Origin of the sequence: Pseudoalteromonas sp. 3D05 (assembly GCF_002723455.1) — a bacterium.
GTDB lineage: Bacteria > Pseudomonadota > Gammaproteobacteria > Enterobacterales > Alteromonadaceae > Pseudoalteromonas.
On sequence record NZ_PDUS01000002.1, the window covers coordinates 182798 to 204021 of the forward strand.

Annotated in this window: 13 protein-coding genes; 4 read left to right on the forward strand and 9 right to left on the reverse strand. The window is 39.5% G+C overall.

Annotation, left to right across the window (positions count from 1 at the left end; translation table 11 throughout):
* The first annotated feature begins 33 nt into the window (after window positions 1–33).
* Complete coding sequence (locus CSC79_RS03160; protein ID WP_099293955.1) at window positions 34–354, forward strand: DUF962 domain-containing protein; 321 nt, start codon at window positions 34–36, stop codon at window positions 352–354.
* A 65-nt stretch (window positions 355–419) separates the two neighbouring features.
* Window positions 420–2267: an ABC transporter ATP-binding protein gene (locus CSC79_RS03165; RefSeq protein WP_099293958.1), complete on the forward strand. Its 1848-nt coding sequence runs from the start codon at window positions 420–422 to the stop codon at window positions 2265–2267.
* Window positions 2268–2434: 167 nt separating this feature from the next.
* On the opposite strand, the gene CSC79_RS03170 is transcribed toward CSC79_RS03165, so the two are convergent.
* Both CSC79_RS03170 and CSC79_RS03175 read right to left on the reverse strand, forming a co-directional pair.
* Entirely contained in the window at window positions 2435–3121 is a 687-nt protein-coding gene (locus tag CSC79_RS03170; RefSeq protein ID WP_099293961.1) for a DoxX family protein, read from the reverse strand.
* Between the two features lie 62 nt (window positions 3122–3183).
* Window positions 3184–5145 (reverse strand): NADPH-dependent 2,4-dienoyl-CoA reductase, encoded by a 1962-nt coding sequence (locus tag CSC79_RS03175; RefSeq protein WP_099293964.1) that lies wholly within the window; start codon window positions 5143–5145, stop codon window positions 3184–3186.
* A 218-nt stretch (window positions 5146–5363) separates the two neighbouring features.
* Here CSC79_RS03175 and sppA point away from each other — a divergent pair, with 218 nt between their 5' ends.
* Window positions 5364–7226: a signal peptide peptidase SppA gene (sppA, locus tag CSC79_RS03180; protein ID WP_099293967.1), complete on the forward strand. Its 1863-nt coding sequence runs from the start codon at window positions 5364–5366 to the stop codon at window positions 7224–7226.
* A 72-nt stretch (window positions 7227–7298) separates the two neighbouring features.
* The gene (ansA, locus tag CSC79_RS03185) at window positions 7299–8309 is read left to right on the forward strand and encodes an asparaginase (RefSeq protein WP_099293969.1); all 1011 of its coding nucleotides are present in this window, start codon (window positions 7299–7301) and stop codon (window positions 8307–8309) included.
* Window positions 8310–8381: 72 nt separating this feature from the next.
* Here ansA and CSC79_RS03190 read toward each other — a convergent pair whose 3' ends face one another.
* The 7 genes from CSC79_RS03190 to CSC79_RS03220 all read right to left on the reverse strand — a co-directional run bounded on the left by CSC79_RS03190 (window position 8382) and on the right by CSC79_RS03220 (window position 21111).
* On the reverse strand, window positions 8382–10127 hold the full coding sequence (locus CSC79_RS03190) for a DUF3466 family protein (protein WP_099293972.1): 1746 nt from the start codon (window positions 10125–10127) through the stop codon (window positions 8382–8384).
* An 11-nt stretch (window positions 10128–10138) separates the two neighbouring features.
* Window positions 10139–12055: an ABC transporter ATP-binding protein gene (locus CSC79_RS03195; RefSeq protein ID WP_099293976.1), complete on the reverse strand. Its 1917-nt coding sequence runs from the start codon at window positions 12053–12055 to the stop codon at window positions 10139–10141.
* A 15-nt stretch (window positions 12056–12070) separates the two neighbouring features.
* A complete protein-coding gene (locus CSC79_RS03200) occupies window positions 12071–12310 on the reverse strand; it encodes a glutaredoxin family protein (protein ID WP_099293978.1) in 240 nt (79 codons plus the stop codon).
* On the reverse strand, window positions 12303–14420 hold the full coding sequence (rlmKL, locus tag CSC79_RS03205; protein ID WP_099293982.1) for a bifunctional 23S rRNA (guanine(2069)-N(7))-methyltransferase RlmK/23S rRNA (guanine(2445)-N(2))-methyltransferase RlmL: 2118 nt from the start codon (window positions 14418–14420) through the stop codon (window positions 12303–12305). Before rlmKL ends, CSC79_RS03200 begins: the two co-directional genes overlap by 8 nt.
* 89 nt (window positions 14421–14509) lie before the next feature.
* Window positions 14510–15040, reverse strand: coding sequence for a cell division protein ZapC domain-containing protein (locus CSC79_RS03210; RefSeq protein ID WP_099293984.1), 531 nt, complete (start codon window positions 15038–15040; stop codon window positions 14510–14512).
* Window positions 15041–15155: 115 nt separating this feature from the next.
* Window positions 15156–16166 (reverse strand): quinone-dependent dihydroorotate dehydrogenase, encoded by a 1011-nt coding sequence (pyrD, locus tag CSC79_RS03215; protein ID WP_099293987.1) that lies wholly within the window; start codon window positions 16164–16166, stop codon window positions 15156–15158.
* A 103-nt stretch (window positions 16167–16269) separates the two neighbouring features.
* Window positions 16270–21111, reverse strand: coding sequence for an NAD-glutamate dehydrogenase (locus CSC79_RS03220; RefSeq protein ID WP_099293990.1), 4842 nt, complete (start codon window positions 21109–21111; stop codon window positions 16270–16272).
* Between the last annotated feature and the right edge of the window lie 113 nt (window positions 21112–21224).

The following is a 21224-nucleotide window of genomic DNA, read 5'->3' on the forward strand; positions in this document are numbered from 1 at the left end:
TTACACTGTTATTTTAAAAATTAAGGAATAAATATGGATAACAACAATAAGTCCACTTCTTTTACTTCATTTAAAGAGTTTTATCCTTATTACTTATCTGAACATACAAATAAAACATGTAAGCGACTTCATTTTATTGGCAGTGTACTTGTTCTGTGTTTACTTGGTTATTCAATTTTAACTGAGCAGTTTTATTTACTCTGGTTCATCCCTGTTATTGGTTATGGTTTTGCGTGGATTGGCCACCTTTTCTTTGAAAAAAACCGACCTGCTACATTTAAACACCCCTTTTATAGTTTATTGGGTGACTGGGTTATGTTTAAAGATATACTTGTCGGAAGAATCCCATGGTAGAGTTCCTTTAATTAATTACCCACAGTGCTATAGTAGCGGTAATTTTTGCTATTTAAGATATTAAAATGTATCGATTATTTGAGCGGATGACCAAGCCGTTTCCAGATCATAAGCCGACTCAACCTCCTGCAAGCTTATTTGCATTTTGCCGACATTACACGAAAGGGATGGAGATATCCCTTTTCTTCATGTCCATCAGTGCAGCAATGCTCGCTATTTTAGAAGTTTCATTATTTAGCTATATGGGCCAACTTGTTGATTGGCTAGCTATATACACGCCACAAACATTATTTACAGAACAAAAGCCTGAACTCATTAAAATGGCCCTGGTGCTACTAGTGGTTCTACCTTTGGTCGTATTTTTTCACTCCGCTATTTTACACCAAGCACTTTTGGGGAATTACCCGATGTCGATACGTTGGCTTGCCCATCGTTATTTACTTCGCCAAAGCGTTAGTTTTTACCAAAATGAATTCGCTGGACGCATAGCAACCAAAGTAATGCAAACGTCTCTTGCTGTTCGAGAGTCAGTAATGAAACTACTAGATGTGTTAATGTACATAGTGGTTTACTTTGGTGCGATGGTATTTTTAGTAGCCGAAGCTGACTGGCGATTGATGATACCGCTGCTTACGTGGCTTGCACTTTATAGTGCTATTCAGTGGTACTTTGTTCCTAAATTAAAACGTATTGCCAGCTCTCAAGCTGATGCTCGCTCAGAGATGACAGGCAGAATAGTCGACAGTTACACAAACATTTCTACGATTAAGCTTTTCTCATATACGCAGCGCGAAGAGCACTATGCCAAAGAAAGTATGGATGTATTCTTGCAGCCTGTATATAAGCAGATGCGATTGGTTACCAGTTTGAATTTATGCATCAATAGCCTGAATTACCTTTTAGTTTTCAGTGTGGCTGCGCTTTCTCTGTATTTGTGGTCTTTGAGCGCAATCAGTGCTGGTGCGATAGCAATCGCAGTCAGCTTATCTTTACGTTTAAACGGTATGGCACAATGGATCATGTGGGAGATAAGTAGCCTGTTTGAAAATATTGGCACTGTCAGTGATGGCATGAAAACACTCTCAACGCCTATTGATGTTGATGATAAACCTGATGCCACATCTCTAAAAATAAATACAGGTCAAATTTGTTTCACGGATGTCCATTTTAATTATGGTAAAGCAGCTAACGAGACCAACCGTGGGCCTGTAATCAATGGTCTTAATTTAACAATTAAACCGGGTGAAAAAATAGGTTTAGTTGGTCGTTCTGGTGCGGGTAAATCAACATTAGTTAATCTTTTATTACGGTTCTATGATGTTGATAAAGGAGCAATTCATATTGACGGACAAGATATCTCCACGGTGACACAAGAAAGCTTGCGACAGCATATAGCCATGGTTACGCAAGACACCTCTTTGTTACATCGCTCTGTTAAAGAAAATATTCTGTATGGTCGACCAGATGCAACCGATGAAGAAATGCTTAACGTAACAAAGCAAGCCAAAGCGCTCGAGTTTATTGAGGATTTAGAAGACAGTAAAGGCAATAAAGGCTTTGCCGCTCAAGTTGGCGAACGTGGTGTAAAACTCTCAGGTGGCCAACGACAACGTATTGCTATTGCTCGTGTGTTATTAAAAAATGCCCCAATTCTCATCTTAGATGAAGCAACGAGTGCACTTGATTCGGAAGTTGAAGCGGCAATACAGGCCAGTTTAGATGATTTAATGACGGGGAAAACCGTTATCGCCATTGCTCATAGGCTTTCTACAATTGCGCAAATGGACAGATTAATTGTTCTAGATGAAGGCGGCATTGTTGAGCAAGGTAGTCATCAGGAATTATTATCTCAAAATGGTATTTATGCTGCACTTTGGGCACATCAAACGGGTGGCTTTATCGGTGTTGAGTGATTTATCCAAATCACCTCAAAATGCTAAAAGGGTTGGTTTAAAAGTGATGTTCCTGCATTATTGATTTTAATAATAGAACCACTTAACACAACCTATATTTATTGAACTAACATGCTCTTACAATTGCAATTCTGCTGTAAGAGCATGTGAAATAGTTTAATCCTGCACTATTTTAACTTTATCCGCTTTTTTAACCAATAATCTGTACTCACTACACGCCCGCCACCGCTGAAAAATAAACTGAGTAACATTGCAAAATATATCGCTGAAAACTCGACACCATTGTTTAAAATAACTGGTTTGCCTTTTTCGTATAAGTAATCGGGGTATCCATGGTTTTCTACCAGTTCACGTATTGTATCAATACGCACTTTGGTCTCAACTGAGTTCTCTAAGCTTGCATTTGCACCCGGTATAGCTAACCAATCTAGCACTTTTGCAGCACTAGTACTGGGGTCTGTTGGTGTAATCGCGAACCAGCCATTATCCCAATGCACCGTAGTAGCAGCCACAACCATGGTAAACATTAATGGGATTGTAACTAGCCTTGTTAACAACCCAATAAGTAATAACCAACCGCCTATAAACTCCGTCCAACCCGCTAAAAAGGCGAGTAAATCAGGAAACGGTAAGCCTAGACCCCACTGTGCATTGCCAAACCAATTGACAACATCGCTTGATGCTAAAAAAAACTCAGGGAAATTTGACACCTCTTGGCTAATATTAAGCTTGTTATACCCTGCAATGATCATAACTGGGGCAAGTATTAACCTAAAGATAAGCGCGGGTATACCATCAGCAATTGATAGGCGTTTTATAATGAGAGAGTAAGTATTAAAAAGAGATGAAATCATAGCAGTCCTGTAATTTTGCTGTTCTAAATTACAAGACCGCTTTTGCTAGGAACTTATTTCAGTTAAATTTTACGTGCAACTTGCAAAGCTTCAAAAATAGCACGTTTAGCATCTATTGCTGCAGCTAATTTTGCGCCGCCTATTACATGCACTTTAGGGTTTTGTTCTAATGTACTAATTACTTCATTATTTGACACTTGCCCGATACATGCAATTACCGTATCAACAGGTAAAACTTGCTCCTCTCCTGCCACATTGATTGTTAGGCCTTGATTATCAAACTTTATATATTCACAACCTGCAACTTGTTTTACGCCATGTTGTTTTGCTACTTGACGATGGATCCAACCTGTTGTTTTGCCTAAATCACTGCCAAAACGTCCAGCACTTCGCTTAAGCATATACAACTGACGACTATCTTTGTGTGGTGTGGCATCACACTCAATTCCCCACTGGGATTTAAAATCCTTTATTGATTGTTTTGGACTTTCACTTAAAAAAGCAACCATATCAAAACCAATGCCACCTGCACCTAAAATTGCAATTGAGTTGCCAAGCTCAACTTCGCCTCTTATTACTTCATCATAAGCAAATACACGTTTTCCATCTTCACACTTGAAGGACGCCTCTCTTGGTCTAACGCCTGTCGCAAATACAATATCATCATAGCTATCAAGCATAGATTCAACATAACTTTTGCCAAGCTCTATTGTTACATTTAATCGGGCTAGTTCGTTGATAAAATACGTTAGTGTGTAGTTAAAATCTTCTTTGCCGGGTATCCGCATTGCCAAATTAAATTGCCCACCCATATCTTGCTTTTTGTCAATTAGAGTAACCTTATGGCCTTTCTGTGCTAAATAACAACTGGCAGAAAGCCCAGCAGGGCCTGCTCCAACAACCAATACATTTTTAGCCTTTTGTGCTTGCGCTAAGGGATAATCTAATTCAAAACCGGCCTGAGGATTCACCAAACATGTAGCACGCTTACCTTTGAACACGTGATCTAAACATCCTTGGTTACAGCCAATACACACATTGATATGTTTACTTTGCTCTGCTTGATATTTATTAAATAACTCAGGGTCAGCCAATAAAGGTCGAGCCATTGATATAAGGTCCGCTTCGCCAGCATTTAAAATATCGTTGGCAATTTGCGGTGTATTGATTCGGTTTACAGCGATTACAGGTACTGATACTACGTCTTTTAATCGTTTTGATGCTTCTTTAAATGCACCAGGTGGAACCATACTTGCAATCGTAGGCACTCTTGCTTCGTGCCAACCTATGCCTGTATTGAAAATATCCACTCCCGCTTTTTCAAGTGCTTTGGCTTGAATCGTCACTTCATCGGGCGTAGAACCATTTGGAATTAAATCCATCACAGACAATCTAAAAATAATGATAAAGCTGTCACTGACATTCGCACGCACAGCTTCAACAATTTCAATCGCTAAACGCATTCGATTTTCTGTGCTACCACCGTACTGATCATCACGTTTATTCGTGTGCTCAGCCATAAATTCATTAATAAGATAACCCTCAGAACCCATTATTTCAACGCCATCATAACCCGCTTTTTGAGCAAGTTTTGCTGAGTGGGCAAAATCTTTAATGGTCTTTTTAATCGAGCCAATTGACATTGATTTAGGTTTGTAAGGATTGATAGGTGCTTGAATAGCGCTCGGGGCTTGATTGAATGGATGATAAGCATAGCGGCCAGCATGCAACAATTGTAAGCAAATTTTACCGCCATTTTCATGCACGACATCAGTGTAAGCTCGGTGTTTTATCACATCATAAAAATTATTAAACGATGATGAAATAGGTGTTAACTTACCACGTATATTTGGGCTGTAACCTCCTGTAATAATCATACCCGTGCCGCCTTTGGCACGCGCTTGATAAAATGCTTTTAAGCGCTTTCTATTATGCCAGCCCTCTTCAAGCCCGGTATGCATTGATCCCATTACTAAGCGGTTACGTAAATGTGTGTGTTTTAGTTGTAATTGTTGTTCTAACATTTTGTGCCCCATTCAACTGGTCTAACCTCTAACATTAGCTAATTCTGCTGGATTGGCAAGCATTAAGCAATAAGTGAATAACAAAAACATAAAATAAGCCAGTTAAGCTAAGGATTTATTTAAATATAAACACTTAGTTACGATTTAACAGTTAAGTTTATTTTCGTTCTGGGCTACTATAAGCTGAGTAATAAGGTGTACCAAATTAAGGATTTATTTTGATAGCAAAGATATTTAAAGGTCTTTGGGCAGGGTTAAATTTCTCTCGCCGCTTAGTTCTAAACTTTTTATTCGTGTTACTTGTAATTGTATTTTTTCTTTCAATTACCAGTGACGAAGATGAAATAACGGTGGCTGACAAATCTGTGCTTAGGCTTAACCTTAACGGTCCAATAGTTGAGGAAAAAACCTACGTAGACCCTGTTGAGGCTGCGATAAATGACGCAACTATGGGTAATGAGGTTCCAGCTGAAATTTTGCTTGATGATATCATCACCGTCATTGATGAAGCCTCTAATGACGAGCGTATCAGCATTATCTTACTCGATCTTCAAAAAATGCCTAACGCGCATCTTAATAAGCTTAAACAAATAACACAGGCTATTGAGCGTTTTAAAGCTACCGGCAAAAAAGTAATCTCAACGGGTTATTACTATACCCAAGCTCAATACTACATTGCTGCACATGCTGATGAAGTCACAATGCACCCATATGGTGGTGTAGCAATCGAAGGCTATGGCATGTTCCCATTGTACTTTAAAGATGCCTTAGAGAAACTCGCCGTTACACAGCATATCTTTAGAGTGGGCACATTCAAGTCAGCCGTTGAGCCTTTTATTCGTAATGACATGTCTGATGCAGCGAAAGAAGCAAACAGAGTATGGTTAGGTGCTTTATGGCAAGAATATAAACAAGATGTGGCTGCTGTTCGCCCATTTGATGAGTCAAATTTTGATGAAACGATGGATGAATTATTAGTTAAAATGCAAGCCGTCAATGGTGACTCTGGTAAGTACTCTTTAGAAAATCAATGGGTAGATTCACTCAAATCTAATCAACAAATAAGACAGCAGTTAATTGATTTAGTTGGCGCTGAAGAAACAGGGAAAACATTTAATCAAGTTTCTTTTTACGATTATCTGACTCTTGTTAAGCCCCCTGTTCAATTTGATAACCCAATCACTGAAAAAGTGGCGGTGGTTGTGGCAAGAGGTACTATTGTTGATGGCGAACGACGTGCTGGAGAGATCGGTGGTGATTCAACCGCTGCGTTATTACGTAAAGCTCGTTTAGATGACAAAGTAAAAGCGGTTGTATTACGCATCGACTCAGGTGGCGGCAGTATGTTCGCATCAGAAGTAATTCGTGCCGAAGTACTTGCAATTAAAGCCGCTGGTAAACCTGTTATTGCATCAATGAGTTCGGTTGCAGCATCTGGTGGTTATTGGATTGCCTCTGCCGCTAATGAAATATGGGCTGCACCTAGTACAATTACAGGTTCTATTGGTGTATTTGGTAGTTTTATGACTTTTGAAAACACCATGGCTAAGCTAGGTATATACTCTGACGGCATTGCTACCACTGAAATGGCTGGCTTATCAATCACGCGTCCACTTAATGAAAAGATGGCGCAGGTGATCCAACTGAGTGTTGAAGATGCATACAGACGCTTTTTATATGTTGTTGCTGATGCCCGTGATATGACACCAGAGCAAGTAGACAAAATCGCACAAGGGCGTGTTTGGATAGCTTCACAAGCACTTGAACTGGGTTTAGTAGATAAGCTAGGCAACAAACAAGATGCAATTGAAGCAGCAGCTGCTTTAGCTAAATTAGACTTTTACGAGGTTAAAACAGTTAAACAAAGCCTTTCTCCTCAAGAGCAAATGCTGCAAGATATCTTTGGCAGCGCGATGGTTAAATCGTTTATCGGTAATAGCACTACCGGCAGTCTTATTGCAGATAAGGTAGGCGTTAACTCACTTATCAATCAATTTAACACTGAGGTAAATAACCTTAAAGATTACAATGACCCACAGAATATATATTCTCGTTGTATTGTGTGTGATGTGATCAAGTAATTTAACCAACAACACCTGTATTCTTTAACCTCACAGGTTATACTAAGCCCAGTTTTTTTACTGGGCTTTTTTATGAAACGCAAACGCATATACATCGCATATACTGGTGGTACCATCGGTATGAAAAAATCAAGTCGCGGCTATATCCCTGCGGAAGGTTTTTTAACTCAAACAGTGGTCAACAACGCAGAATTTAACCGTGATGAAATGCCGCTATTTGATATTCACGAATATTCTCCACTAATCGATTCGTCAGATATGTCACCTACCCATTGGCAGCTAATCGCAGATGATATTAAAACTAAATACCACGATTACGATGGCTTTGTTGTCCTTCATGGCACAGATACAATGGCTTATACAGCGTCTGCACTTTCTTTTATGTTTGAAAACCTTACCAAGCCAGTAATAGTAACGGGATCACAAATTCCTTTATCGCAATTACGTTCTGACGGCCAAGTAAACTTATTGAATGCTATGTACCTAGCTGCAAACTACCCAATCGCAGAAGTTAGTTTATTTTTTAATAATCAATTATTCAGAGGTAATCGAGCGACAAAAGCGCATGCAGATGGTTTCGATGCATTTGCTTCACCAAACCTTGATCCACTGGCTCTCTCAGGGATCAATATTCAATTATTGAAAGGCCAACTAAGTCCATATGTTGAACACGCGCTACAAGTGACTAATATTACACCACAACCTATCGGTGTCCTTTATTTATACCCAGGAATTAGCCACGCAGTGGTAAAGAGTCTGGTTAACGACAACATAAAAGCATTAGTTTTGTTAAGCTTTGGGGTGGGCAATGCACCTCAAGATCCCGTATTTTTAGAAATCTTATCAACCGCGAGTAAACGCGGTATTATCATTGTTAATCTCACACAGTGCTTAAAAGGCCATGTAAACATGGGTGGGTATGCAACGGGCAATGCGCTATTAAACAGTGGTGTCATTAGTGGTTATGATATGACACTTGAAGCCTGTCTAACCAAGTTACATTATTTATTAAGTCAGAGTCTTGAAGTGGAAACTATTCGCCATCTTATGCAAGACAACCTGCGTGGTGAGCTAAGTCGTTAAACAGATACAGTACTCAATATAAATAAAAAAGGCACGCTTTCATGCGTGCCTTTAATTTATTTAACGTGTTTACTACTTTAATAAGCGGCGTAAACCAACAAGTGGTAATAATAATAAGCTGTACCATGGGAAGCTGGCAGATTGACGCTCATACGTTTCAGTCTCTTCGTCCGAACATTTGTCAATCTCACCTTCAATTGGGGTTAGCTTAACTGCAACCACAACGCTTTCATACTCAATATCACCATTAGTGTCTGTAACGACTCCACCTAGGCTATCTGTTTTTTCAACTGTTTTAGTTGCAACACCAAATATTTCATTATCGTTATTAATGGCTTTGGCTTCAGACATTAGGTATTTGTAACGCGTTTCACCATCACTTTCATAACATGGCAGTAAATCGTTGATATTTGTTATCTTATCATCACCAACTTGGTACATAAACGCTTCACGGCGGCGAGAACCAACATTAAATACGTCTGTTTCACCTTCACCAACAATAATACCATTATCATTTATATCGTTTGCATATGAACTTGAGCTGCCAAAAAAATCAGTTGGAAAAACCGTAGAGCCAGTAGCAATATCGTGATAGAAAAACTTATAGCGATTAGCCCCTTCAATTGGTCTAAGTGCATAACCCGTGACTATATTATTATTGTTAATAGCCGTTGACTTGCCATCAAACCAATCATCATCTTGATCCACTATTTCTTCAACTTTACCGTCTTTATAGTACACCGGAAGTGATCTAATTGTGCTAGAGCGGCTATTGTCACGGATGTCTGATGTGCCTGCAGCAATACCGTTACTATTAATAGCTAATGCATTACTTACGAAAGCAAAGTTTTCATCGTCTTCTGGTGTAACACCAACACCTAATTTCTCAGTACTTGTAATGTTAAAGCTTGTGTCTAACGTCCATTTTACAGCTCGAAGGTCGAAAAGGCGTGTGGATGAAGAGCGATATAAGTTTTCAATACACGCGCTGACAGGTATATTTAAACCATCACAGTCATCATCGATATCTTCTTGCCTATCACTAGGAATACCCACTGAGGTTTGTCCAACAACAACGTATCCATCATCCGTTTTAACAATATCATTAGCTGCGCTGATACCACCAAACTCATCAAATTCAGGGGGGATTTCAAATACGACACCTGAGTCAGATATGATTGCCGCACGATTTATAAAATCACGAACAAAGTGAGTTTCCTCTTCTGTTTCATCATCTGGTGTAAATTTCAGTTTATCAAAGGGTGCACTTCCCCAACCTACAGAGGTGCCGTCTTCAGCAATGCCATTATAAAATGCATTTACAGAGCGGGTGACTCCATCATAATCAACGGATGCAATATCAAAAAATAATTGTTCCTGAGCAGGTTGTTGATTACCTGGGTATCTAAGTGCTGCTAAATTGCCGACATTTTGGTATTGGCTGTTATTAACTACCCTTTCGCTTCTCAAAAACGAATGCATAAACGCATGCGCATCTGGGTTTGTAGCTACTGCGTTATTGTTTTCGATATCATCTAATGTAAATGTAATTTCTTTATCAATGAGCTCAAAGTTGGCTTCCGCTGCATCATAGAAATCTGTAATTATACTATCTGTGAAATCTATATAACTGATATCAATTGGAAGATTGTATAAACCATTTGCTAGTCCAATTACATGACCACTTTCACTTACATCTGTCACGTAGGTATGTTTAGCTTCGTCAAATGAACCCAGCTCAGTCAACTTATAGGTAGCACTTAATGCTGTCGTGCTCATCGTCGCTAATATACTAGCAGCGAGTAATTTATATTTCATTTTAGTCCTTACTACTGATTCTTTAAATCTTCTAATTCTTCCCAGCGCTCTAACGCAGCTTCAAGGTCTGACTCTAGTTGCGCTAAATGGTTCAATGCTTGTGAAGTGATTGCAGCATCTTGTTTGAAAAAATCAGCGTCGTTTACAAGTACTTGCTGATCTTCAATTGCATTTTCAATTTGCTCAAGCTTACTGGGTAATTGTTCTAATTCAAGTTTTAATTTGTAAGAGAGTTTATTCGCTTTGCTCTCTGTTTTACTTTGTGATTTTGTAACTTGTTTTTCAACTGCTTTTACAGGGGCAGCAGTTTGTTTTTTTTGTTCATCAGCAAGGTAGCGTATATAAGCTTCATAATCACTATAACCGCCTACAATATCGGTGATTTTGCCATTACCTTCAAATGCCCAAACACTGGTACACGTATTATCAATAAACTCACGGTCATGGCTTACAATTAGCACTGTGCCCTGGTATTGATTAATTATATCTTCCAGTAATTCAAGTGTTTCGATATCCAAGTCATTCGTCGGCTCATCCAGTACTAAAATGTTTGATGGTTTTAAGAATAACTTAGCAAGCAACAACCGATTTTTTTCACCACCTGACAATGCTTTAACGGGGGTACGAGCACGTGCAGGTGGGAATAAAAAGTCTTGCAGGTAGCCAAGTACATGACGTGAACGGCCACCCATCATCACTTCTTGCTTACCTTCAGCAACGTTATCTTGCACGGTTGCTTCTTCATCAAGCTTTTGACGGTACTGGTCAAAATAGGCAAACTCTAAGTTTACGCCTTGTTTAATATCACCACTATCCGCAGCTAAATCACCAAACAATAATTTGAGCAATGTAGTTTTACCAATACCATTTGGACCAACCAGTCCAATTCTATCCCCACGCATTACTAATGTAGAAAAGTCATCAGCAATTACTTTATCTTTAAAGGCATGGTGAATATGTTTTGCTTCAAATACAAGCTTGCCTGATCTATCAGCAGTTTCGATGTTAAAGTCAGTCTTGCCTACCTGCTCTACTCGCTGCTTACGCTCAACGCGAAGTTGTTTGAGTTCACGCACTCGTCCTTCATTACGTGTACGACGTGCTTTTACCCCTTGGCGGATCCACGCCTCTTCTTCAGCTAACCGCTTATCAAAAAGGGCATTTTGTGTTTCTTCAACTTTTAAATCATGCGCTTTTTGTTCTAAATATGTCGCATAATCACCAGGGTATGAGATTAATTTACCACGATCTAAATCTAGGATGCGTGTCGCAACAGCGCGAATAAATGCACGGTCATGAGAAATGAAAACAATGCCGCCTTTAAACTCTTTTAAAAATTGCTCTAACCACATAACACTGTCCATGTCTAAGTGGTTGGTAGGCTCATCAAGTAATAATAAGTCAGGCTCACTAACAAGCGCACGCGCTAACGCAACTTTACGTAACCAACCGCCAGAAAGCGATTCAAGTTTTGCTTCAGGAGAAAGCTCTAGACGAGTGAGAACAAGCTGAATGCGGCTATCAAAACGCCAACCATCCGCCGCCTCTAATTGATTTGATAAACGCTCTAGTTGATTGAGTAGTTTATCAGTGCAATCAGTTTGCAGTTGCGTGCTTACATGGTGATAATCAATCAGTAAGTTTGCAATATCTGGCATACCTTGAGCAACATAATCGAAAACAGTGCCACTCGCACCCTTTGGCGGATCTTGCTCTAAACGAGAAATCTTGATGCCACCAAGCTGGTTAATTTCGCCATCATCTAAAATGACTTGACCATCAAGTACCTTTAAAAGTGTTGATTTACCCGCGCCATTTCGACCAACGATACACACTCGCTCACCCGTTTCGATGACTGCATCTGCATCATCTAGTAAAGGGTGTGTGCCGTAAGCTAACTGCGCTTTTGAAATTCTAATTAAATCCATGTTGTCTCTTTACTCTTATTCTGATTGCGAAAAACACTGCTGCACTTGTAACGCAGTAAACGGCCAATTTAACTGTTGACCGCGTTCGCTTTTTAAAACGGGGATTGTTAGTTGGAATTCAGCAATAAGCTGTTCACTACTCATAATGTCAACACGTTGCAATGAGACTGAATCGGTTGTCAGTGGCTCAATAAGTTCAAACGCTTCTTCGCACAAGTGACAGCCATCGGTATGGTAGAGCGTCCAATTAACCATGGGTTATTAACCAACTATTATGGATTTGTTTGTTACGTTTGAAATCTGGCGATAGTGTCTTCTCAGATATATTAACCGCTTTTAAGCCAAGGCCAATTAAACCAACTTCATCCATTGCAAAACCACGTTTGTTGTTAGAAAAGATGAGAGTACCAGAAGGACTTAAGATCTTTTTAACCCACGTTAATAATTTAATATGGTCACGTTGCACATCAAACGCGTCTTTCATACGCTTTGAGTTTGAAAAAGTCGGTGGATCTAAAAATATCAAATCATATTGGCTTGTTGCATATTCTAACCATTTTAAACAATCAGCTTGCTCAAAACGGTAGCGCGTATTACTAATATTGTTAAGTTCAAAATTATCCTGGCCCCACTTTAAGTAGGTTTTAGATAAATCAACAGTCGTAATTGCTTTAGCTCCACCTAGGGCTGCATGCACGGATGCCGTGCCAGTATAGGCAAATAAATTTAAAAAGCGTTTGTCTTTTGCATTTTGTTGAATGTAGCGACGAGCTAAGCGGTGATCTAAAAACAAACCCGTATCTAAGTAATCAAACAGATTCACTTTAAATTTTGCACCAAACTCTTCGATCACTTGAGTCCGATTTTGCTTAGCCATTGGGGTATATTGCTCTTCCCCTTTTTGCTTTTTACGTACTTTTACGGCTATATTTTCTGGTGCAATTTTAAGCTGTTGTGCAGTTAAAGTGATCACATCTTGTAGACGTTTATGTGCTGTTGCATCATCTATTTCTTTTGGTGCTGCATACTCAAAAATAACCGCTGAGTCACCATATACATCAACAGCCACGTTATATTCTGGGATATCTGCATCATAAACTCGATATGCTTGCACATCATTTTGCTTGAGCCAATTTTTTAAACCTTGCTTGTTCTTTTTAACACGGTTTGCAAAAGACATTGAACCTTCAAAATTAAGAGCAGGCTTATCTTCTGTGGTTTGGCTTACTTGTTTGTCATCTAGCTGATATAAATTTAATACCACATCAAGCGGGCCATTTTTAAATTTATAGCGTTTAAGCTTAACGAGCTTTAACAGCTTAAATAAGCTTTCATCCATGCCAAGCAGCGCAAGCTTCCAATTATTAAAATGCTTTTTAAAACCCGTGCCTAAACTACGATGTAAATCAACTAGCTCTGCCATTGAACCTATACGTTCACCGTACGGTAAGTTCGATATAACTACCCCTGGCAGTTTCGCAACGGATGTCAGCTTTGTGGCATCATTTTGCTTAAATTTAATAATATCGCCCAGTTCTGCACGCTTCGCGTTATCAACCGCTTTACTTAACACTTGAGCGTCATAATCATGACCAATTAGCCACAATTTAGGGTCTGTTATTTGAGCAATAAGCTCTTCTCTTAATGCGTTGAATTTCGCAACACGAAAGCTTGGTAACCTTTCAAAAGCGAACCCTTCTCGGAATAAACCAGGCGCTTCATTACGTGCCATACCAGCCGCTTCAATTAAAATGGTACCAGCACCACAACATGGGTCAAATAAAGGCTGTTGTACGTTCTCGAGCCAACCACTGCGCTTAATAAGTGCCGCGGCTAAATGCTCTTTAATAGGTGCTTTACCTTGCCCTTCACGGTAACCGCGTTCAGACAAGCGAGGTCCTGAGTAATCTATATACATGGCAACACCTTGGCGAGATAAACGCGCGACAACACGTACGTTAGCATCTTGCTTGTCTACGTTAGGCCGTTGCTCATATAAATCATTGAAATAATCAACAATCGCATCCTTGATCACAAGACCAGAGAATTGTGTGTTTTTTAATGAATCATTAGTCCCGTTAAAATCAACAGCAAATGTTTGAGTTGGACCGAACCACTCTTGCCAAGGTTGGAAGCGGGCAAATTTATAAAGGCTATCTTTGTCGTTCACGCCTTCTTTTTCTTCAATCAACATCATGACACGAGTGGCAAAACGACTCATTAAGCACACTTTTTGTGCTAGTGTTGTATCCGCGTCAAAACGCACAGAACCCACTGTTTGTTTGGTGACTGTAGCCCCAATCTCAGTAAGTTCATCAACCAATAAATTTTCGATTCCGATAGAAGTAAGCGCGATAAATTGCAAAGTAAAAACCCTTAGTAGCTAATTGCGCGGGATTATAACATAGGTTGGCAGACAAACACGTGATTATGGGTTGAAGGCGTAAAATTTACTTAAGCAGTTATACTGCTTTGGGCTTGTGTGTAAATAGGGTGGACACGATTGTTGAGCACCTTGATCACCTCAAATTGATTCAAACTAAGGTTTTCATCTAATTGGAAGTGCTCAGATAAACAAATACACAAAGAGGCATCTTTATTATGTTCAATAATTAAAAACTCACCGCATTGTTGGCGAGACTGTAACTTAATTATTGCCTCTACGCTTGGTTCACTGCCTGTGTATGTATCAAAAAACCAACTTTTGGCTAGTATTGGCTTTAAATGGTATTTTGCTGCAGTTGCATTAAGCGCTATTTGACAGATTTCTGCGGGTTGCCACAGATTAAAAGAGTCAAGATATTGGTAAACTTGTTGATAAAAGGCAGCATCTTCAAGGCTAAATTCTGAATGCTGTAAAATAGAATCTGTTAGTTGACGGAGTTTATAAGGCGTGCACAATTGCATCTCTTGGTTTAAGTCAACCAACAAACGATTTCGTTTCGGACAAGCTATCCATTTCCATTGTTTTGATGCTTGTAACATGCGCTCCTAATGACTCCTTTTATGCTTTAGCCATTAATTATAGTTGCTTTTGACCATTTAATCCAAATTCTATTAGAACATTTATCGAATGATCAAAAGCTTACATAACTGATCCTTATAAGCCTGAAAGGATCGTTTTTACCAATGGTGGACCTTTGTATATAAAACCAGTGTATACTTGAATTAAATCTGCACCACTTTCTAACTTTTCTTTGGCACTTGCTGCATCATCAATACCACCCACACCAATGATTGGCAATTTACCTTGCGTAAGGCGTTTAAGCTCTTTGACAACATGAGTTGAACGCTCTCGTACAGGAAGCCCTGATAACCCCCCTGCTTCATCCGCATATTGCTGACCTTGAACAGCAGCACGCTCTAACGTAGTGTTCGTTGCGATAACACCATCAATATTATTGTTAATTAATGACTCACTCACCTGAGCAATTTGAACCTCATCCAAATCTGGTGCAATTTTAACTAGCATGGGGACTTGCTTGTTGTGTTTAGCAATTAGATCTAGCTGCTCGTTTTTTAGACTTTGCAAAAGATCGTCCAATGCTTCGCCATATTGTAAATCTCGAAGCCCTGGTGTGTTAGGAGATGAAATATTAACTGTTATGTAAGATGCATGTTCGAACACTTTGCGCATACAATGAATGTAATCGTCTTTACCTTGCTCATTTGGGGTATCTTTATTCTTACCGATATTAATCCCCAAAATGCCATCGTACTTTGCTGCTTTTACATTATTAACTAAATTATCAACGCCTTTGTTGTTAAAGCCCATGCGATTAATTATTGCATTCGATTCAGGTAAACGAAATATACGAGGCTTGTCGTTACCTGCTTGCGGCCTAGGTGTAACAGTTCCCACCTCGATAAAGCCAAAGCCCATTTGAGCAAAAGCGTCTATACACTCAGCATTTTTATCTAAACCAGCTGCTAAACCGACTGGATTTTTAAATTTTAAACCTAAGAACTCTACAGGGTGATCTGCCACTGATTGTGACCATGCTGCACTAAATGGTGTGTTTGAAAAGCGACGCAAATTATGTAATGCAAATTCATGGGCCCATTCCGCATCACGGGTGAACATAAAACGGCGAGCAAGATCATAAAACATTAAAAAATCCTCTATATAAAAAAATACCCCAGACTAGGCTGGGGTATTGTAAGCTATTAACTTATTATTTTCACGCTAGAAACTACTAAGCGTGCAAAAAGGGTTATTTAGCTGACGTATCACAGTTATGGCTAAGTAGCATTAACTCACGTAAAGCCACAGAGAACTTAGCAAAGTCATGACTCTGCGATGTTTTAAACTCTGCAAGCATATGCTTCCAACGTTGAAGTAGTAATTCTTGACTATCCATCCATTGGTCAATTTGACTATCAACATTTTTATCATCGCCTTCAAAGCAGTTAAGCACAACTTCCGATAATGTACGTTGTTGCCAATCAAGCTCTTCGCGATAAGAAGCTCTTGCAAGAGCTTGCCAATGATTAGCAACAGGTTGATTAGTAATTTGGTCAAGGAACCAATGAAGACCCATGCGAGCACCAAGCTTAAAGTACGTATTAGATACCATGTCGATACTGCGGCCAGAATTATTAGCCACTTCAGCTAAGTCCATTACTGAGAATAGACTTGAAAGAGCAACAATTCGTTTAGCCAAGTCAGCCGGCGCGCCGCTTTCAATCAGCTTGTCTGCCGCTTTAACTAAACGCTCGCCTTCTTTCTCAACCATGTAGCCATTTAAATTAGTACTGAGGTCACTAAATGTAGGCGCGAAGAACGCAATTGTTTGTTCAATGTTTTGTGACTTATTACGATGGCGTAAGAACCATCGCGTTGCACGACGAACAGTCCTGCGAAGTTGATACAACATTTCTGTTTGTACTGCCGCAGGGATCTTATTATCAAGCGCAACGATTGCTTCCCACGTCTCATCCATTTCAAACACTTCGTTTGCAACAGAATAACAAAGTGCAACTTCTGCTTCATTGGCACCTGTTTCTTCTTGCATACGAATCATAAAGTTCAAGCCCATATCATTAACAATATTATTCGCTAATTTAGTGGCAATAATTTCTTTACGCAGTGGATGATTATCCATTGCATCGTTAAACTTCTCGCGTAATGGAACTGGGAATGAGTTAACTAACAATTGACGGTAGTAAGGGTTCTCAGTAATTTCTTCTGATACTAATGATTCCTTAAGAACCATTTTTGAATAAGACACTAAAACTGAAAGTTCAGGACGCGTCAAATCTTTACCCGCAGCTGCACGCTCTGCTAGCTCTTCGTCTGTTGGGATAAATTCGATAGCACGATTAAGCTTGCCTTCTTTTTCGAGTGCATGAATAAAACGTACTTTTTCTTTCAGTGTCGAAGAACCCTTAGACTGAGTGATAGAGAGTGTATGTGTTTGGCGATAACAGTCATCAAGAACTAATTCAGATACTTCATCCGTCATTGAATATAATAGCTCATCGCGTTGTTTGCGCGTCAAATCACCCGCAGTTACTAAGCCATTTAATAGAATCTTGATATTTACTTCGTTATCAGAACACGCAACACCACCTACGTTATCGATAAAGTCAGTATTTACACGACCGCCTTTAGCAGCAAACTCGATACGACCTAATTGAGTTGCACCTAAATTACCACCTTCACCTAATACTTTAGCGCCTAAGTCAGCACCATTGATGCGTAATGCGTCGTTCGCGCGGTCACCAACATCAGCATCGCTCTCATCACTACTCTTAATGTATGTGCCGATACCACCATTCCAAAGTAAATCAAATTCCATCATTAGTGATGCTTTGATCAATTCATTTGGCGTCATGCTCGCTTTTTTAGTACCCAACATTTTCTTCATTTCAGGGCTTAAGCTAATTGATTTAGCTGCGCGAGAGAAAATGCCACCACCGGCAGAAATTAAGTCTTTGTTATAATCTTCCCATGATGAGCGAGGTAAATTAAATAAACGCTCGCGCTCTGGGTATGAAGTAGCAGAATCTGGTGTAGGGTCAACAAATATGTGCATATGGTTAAAAGCTACTTGTAAACGAATATGCTTTGATAAAAGCATACCATTACCAAATACATCACCTGCCATATCACCTACAGCAACCACTGTGAAATCGGTTGATTGACAATCTATGTCCATTTCACGGAAGTGACGTTTAACTGACTCCCATGCACCCTTTGCGGTGATACCCATTTTCTTATGGTCATAACCGACTGAACCACCTGATGCAAACGCATCTCCTAACCAGAAGTTATACTCATTGGCAATGCCATTGGCGATATCTGAGAAGGTTGCAGTTCCTTTATCGGCAGCTACAACAAGGTAGGCATCATCTTCGTCATGACGAGTAACATCTTTAGGAGGAACAATCTCACCCTGAATAATGTTATCTGTAATATCTAATAAACCGCGAATGAAAATTTTGTAACACTCTTGGCCTTCTTTAAAGAACGCATCGCGCTCAGTCGGTAGTTGTTTACAAACAAAACCACCTTTAGAACCAACCGGCACAATAACAGTATTTTTTACTTGTTGTGCTTTAACTAAACCCAGTACTTCAGTACGGAAATCTTCACGACGGTCAGACCAACGTAAACCACCACGCGCTACTTTACCACCACGTAAATGAACACCTTCTACACGTGGCGAGTAAACAAATATTTCGAATGCCGGTAGAGGTAAAGGCATATCTGGAATTAAGCTTGGCTGTACTTTAAATGATACGTAAGACTTAAACGTGCCAGTATCATCTTTTTGGAAGTAGTTAGTACGAAGCGTTGCAATTATCATGTCAACGTATAGTCGAATGATACGGTCATCATCCAAATTAGCAACGTTTTCAAGTTCAAGATAAATTTGCGAGATTAGTTTATCCAGTGTCTTGCTACTTGCAGGGCTTTTAACTGAGAATTTTTTCGCAAACAAATTAACGATCTGCGTTGCTATGTGTGGGTAATTCGAAAAAGTGCTTTCGATATAAGTTTGTGAGAATGTTACACCGATTTGGCGCATATACTTAGCATAAGCACGTAAAATTGATGCTTCACGGCCTGTCAGCCCACCCATTAGAACCAAGCGGTTGAAACCATCGTTTTCAAGGCGGTTAGCCCATACATTAGTTAATGCTGCACGAAAACGCGCCGACACCTTGTCAAAATCAGCAACGCCTTGGCTATCAAGGAGCATTGAGAAGTCCATGATCCAATTGATACGACCATCGTTAGTCTTAACAGAATAAGGAGTTTCACCAATAACGCGTAAGCCAAAGTTCTCAAGCATTGGCATAACATCTGATAAATGAATTGGCTCGTCTTTATGGAATAAACTCAGGCGTACAATATTTGTGTTAGCTTCTTCTTGAGGACGGTAAAACAACATTTCGAGCTTGTTTTCGTCATTAAGCATTTCAAGCTTTTCAATATCAACAACCGCTGCGCTTGGTAAAACTTCATCTTTGTATGAACGGGCAAAAGAGTTGCTGTATTTACGGTTAAGGTCATTACCTCGAGACTCACCTGCTGACTCAAGAAGAGCAGACTGGAGTTTGTCTTCCCATGTGCGGGCCGCTTCGATTAAATTATTTTCTATGTCTTTCACTTTAAATTCGATATCGTTGTTATTTACACGCACAGTGTAATGAGTACGGGCTAAGGTAGACTCTGAGAAGAAAGTAGTAAATTCAACTTTTTCATCAGAATTAAATGCATTAGCTAAGATAGTTTGTGTTTCACGGCGAAGTGCGGTGTTATATCGTTCACGAGGAACATAAACCATGCATGAGAAAAAGCGGCCATAGGCATCTTTACGCACAAAAAGGCGACACATATCGCGCTCTTGTACTTGAAGTACACCCATTGCGACTTCAAGAAGTTCACTCTCGCGTGCTTGTACTAATTCATCACGTGGATAAGTTTCTAAAATATTTAATACTGCTTTATATGCATGAGTGCCTTGGGCAAAATCACACATTTCCATTATGCGGTTTATTTTACTTTTTAAAACAGGAACATCAGCGGCACTGTTATTATAAAAACTAGATGAGAATAATCCGATAAAACGGTCTTCACCTATTACATTACCTTCGTCGTCAAAACGCTTCACACCCACATAGTCAATATAGGCTGGGCGGTGTACACGAGAAAGAGAATTCGTTTTAGTTAGAATCAGTAAATTACTACTACGTGCTTCTTGGCGTGCAACTTCAGGTAACTCTGACAATAAACGAGTGTGATCGTCTGTTACGTTTTTCATCAAGCCTAGGCTTGTTTCCATTTTACCTTTTAACTGGTAATCACCTTGAACGGGTTGTAAGTCGTATTGACGGTATCCCATTAAAGTAAAGTTATCTTTTACCAGCCAATCTAAAAACTCAACAGTTTCTGCAACTTCAATTTCGTTGGTGTGCTGTTTTCTGTCTGGTAACTCTTTACTTACAGCAATAAGTTTCTCGCGTATTGGTTGCCAATCTTCTACAGCGGTAGACACATCAACCAAAACTGATTCTAGCTCTCGTTTGAACGAATCAATAACATCAGAGTCTGTTTGGCGGTCAATCTCAATAAAGAAAACAGTTTTTGTAGAAGTTGATTCTTGATCTGCTTTTAGGTTTGAGATTGCAGCAATTTGACCTTCATTATTGCGTTTAACTTTTAATGGAGAATGCAGAAGTAAGTGAGATGCAATGTTTGCGCGGCTCATAGCCATACGAACAGAATCAACTAAAAACGGCATGTCTTTAGCAATAATTTCAACGATTGTATGCGATGACTGCCAACCATCTTTAGCTACTTCAGGATTGAAAACACGGATGACCGCATTATCAGAGGTATTTTTTTCTAGCGAATTCCATAGGCTTAGTGCAGCGCCATATAAGTCACTATCATTGCGATTTGCCAAATCCTCTTTAGACATATTGCTGTACAAGGCTTTGGCGAATTTCTCAACGAGTAACACATTATCAGCGTGAACTTTTTTCTGGATCAGCTTGCAGACATTATCTAAGATAACCGAGGCTTGCCCTTCATTTCGTGTCATTGTATGTTCCTTAATCTATTACTACCCTTACTGGATAGAATATGTGTACAGCAATTTAATTGTGTGGAGTCAGGTAAATTCTAACCCTTTTACAGCTAATAAACAGCCCTTTC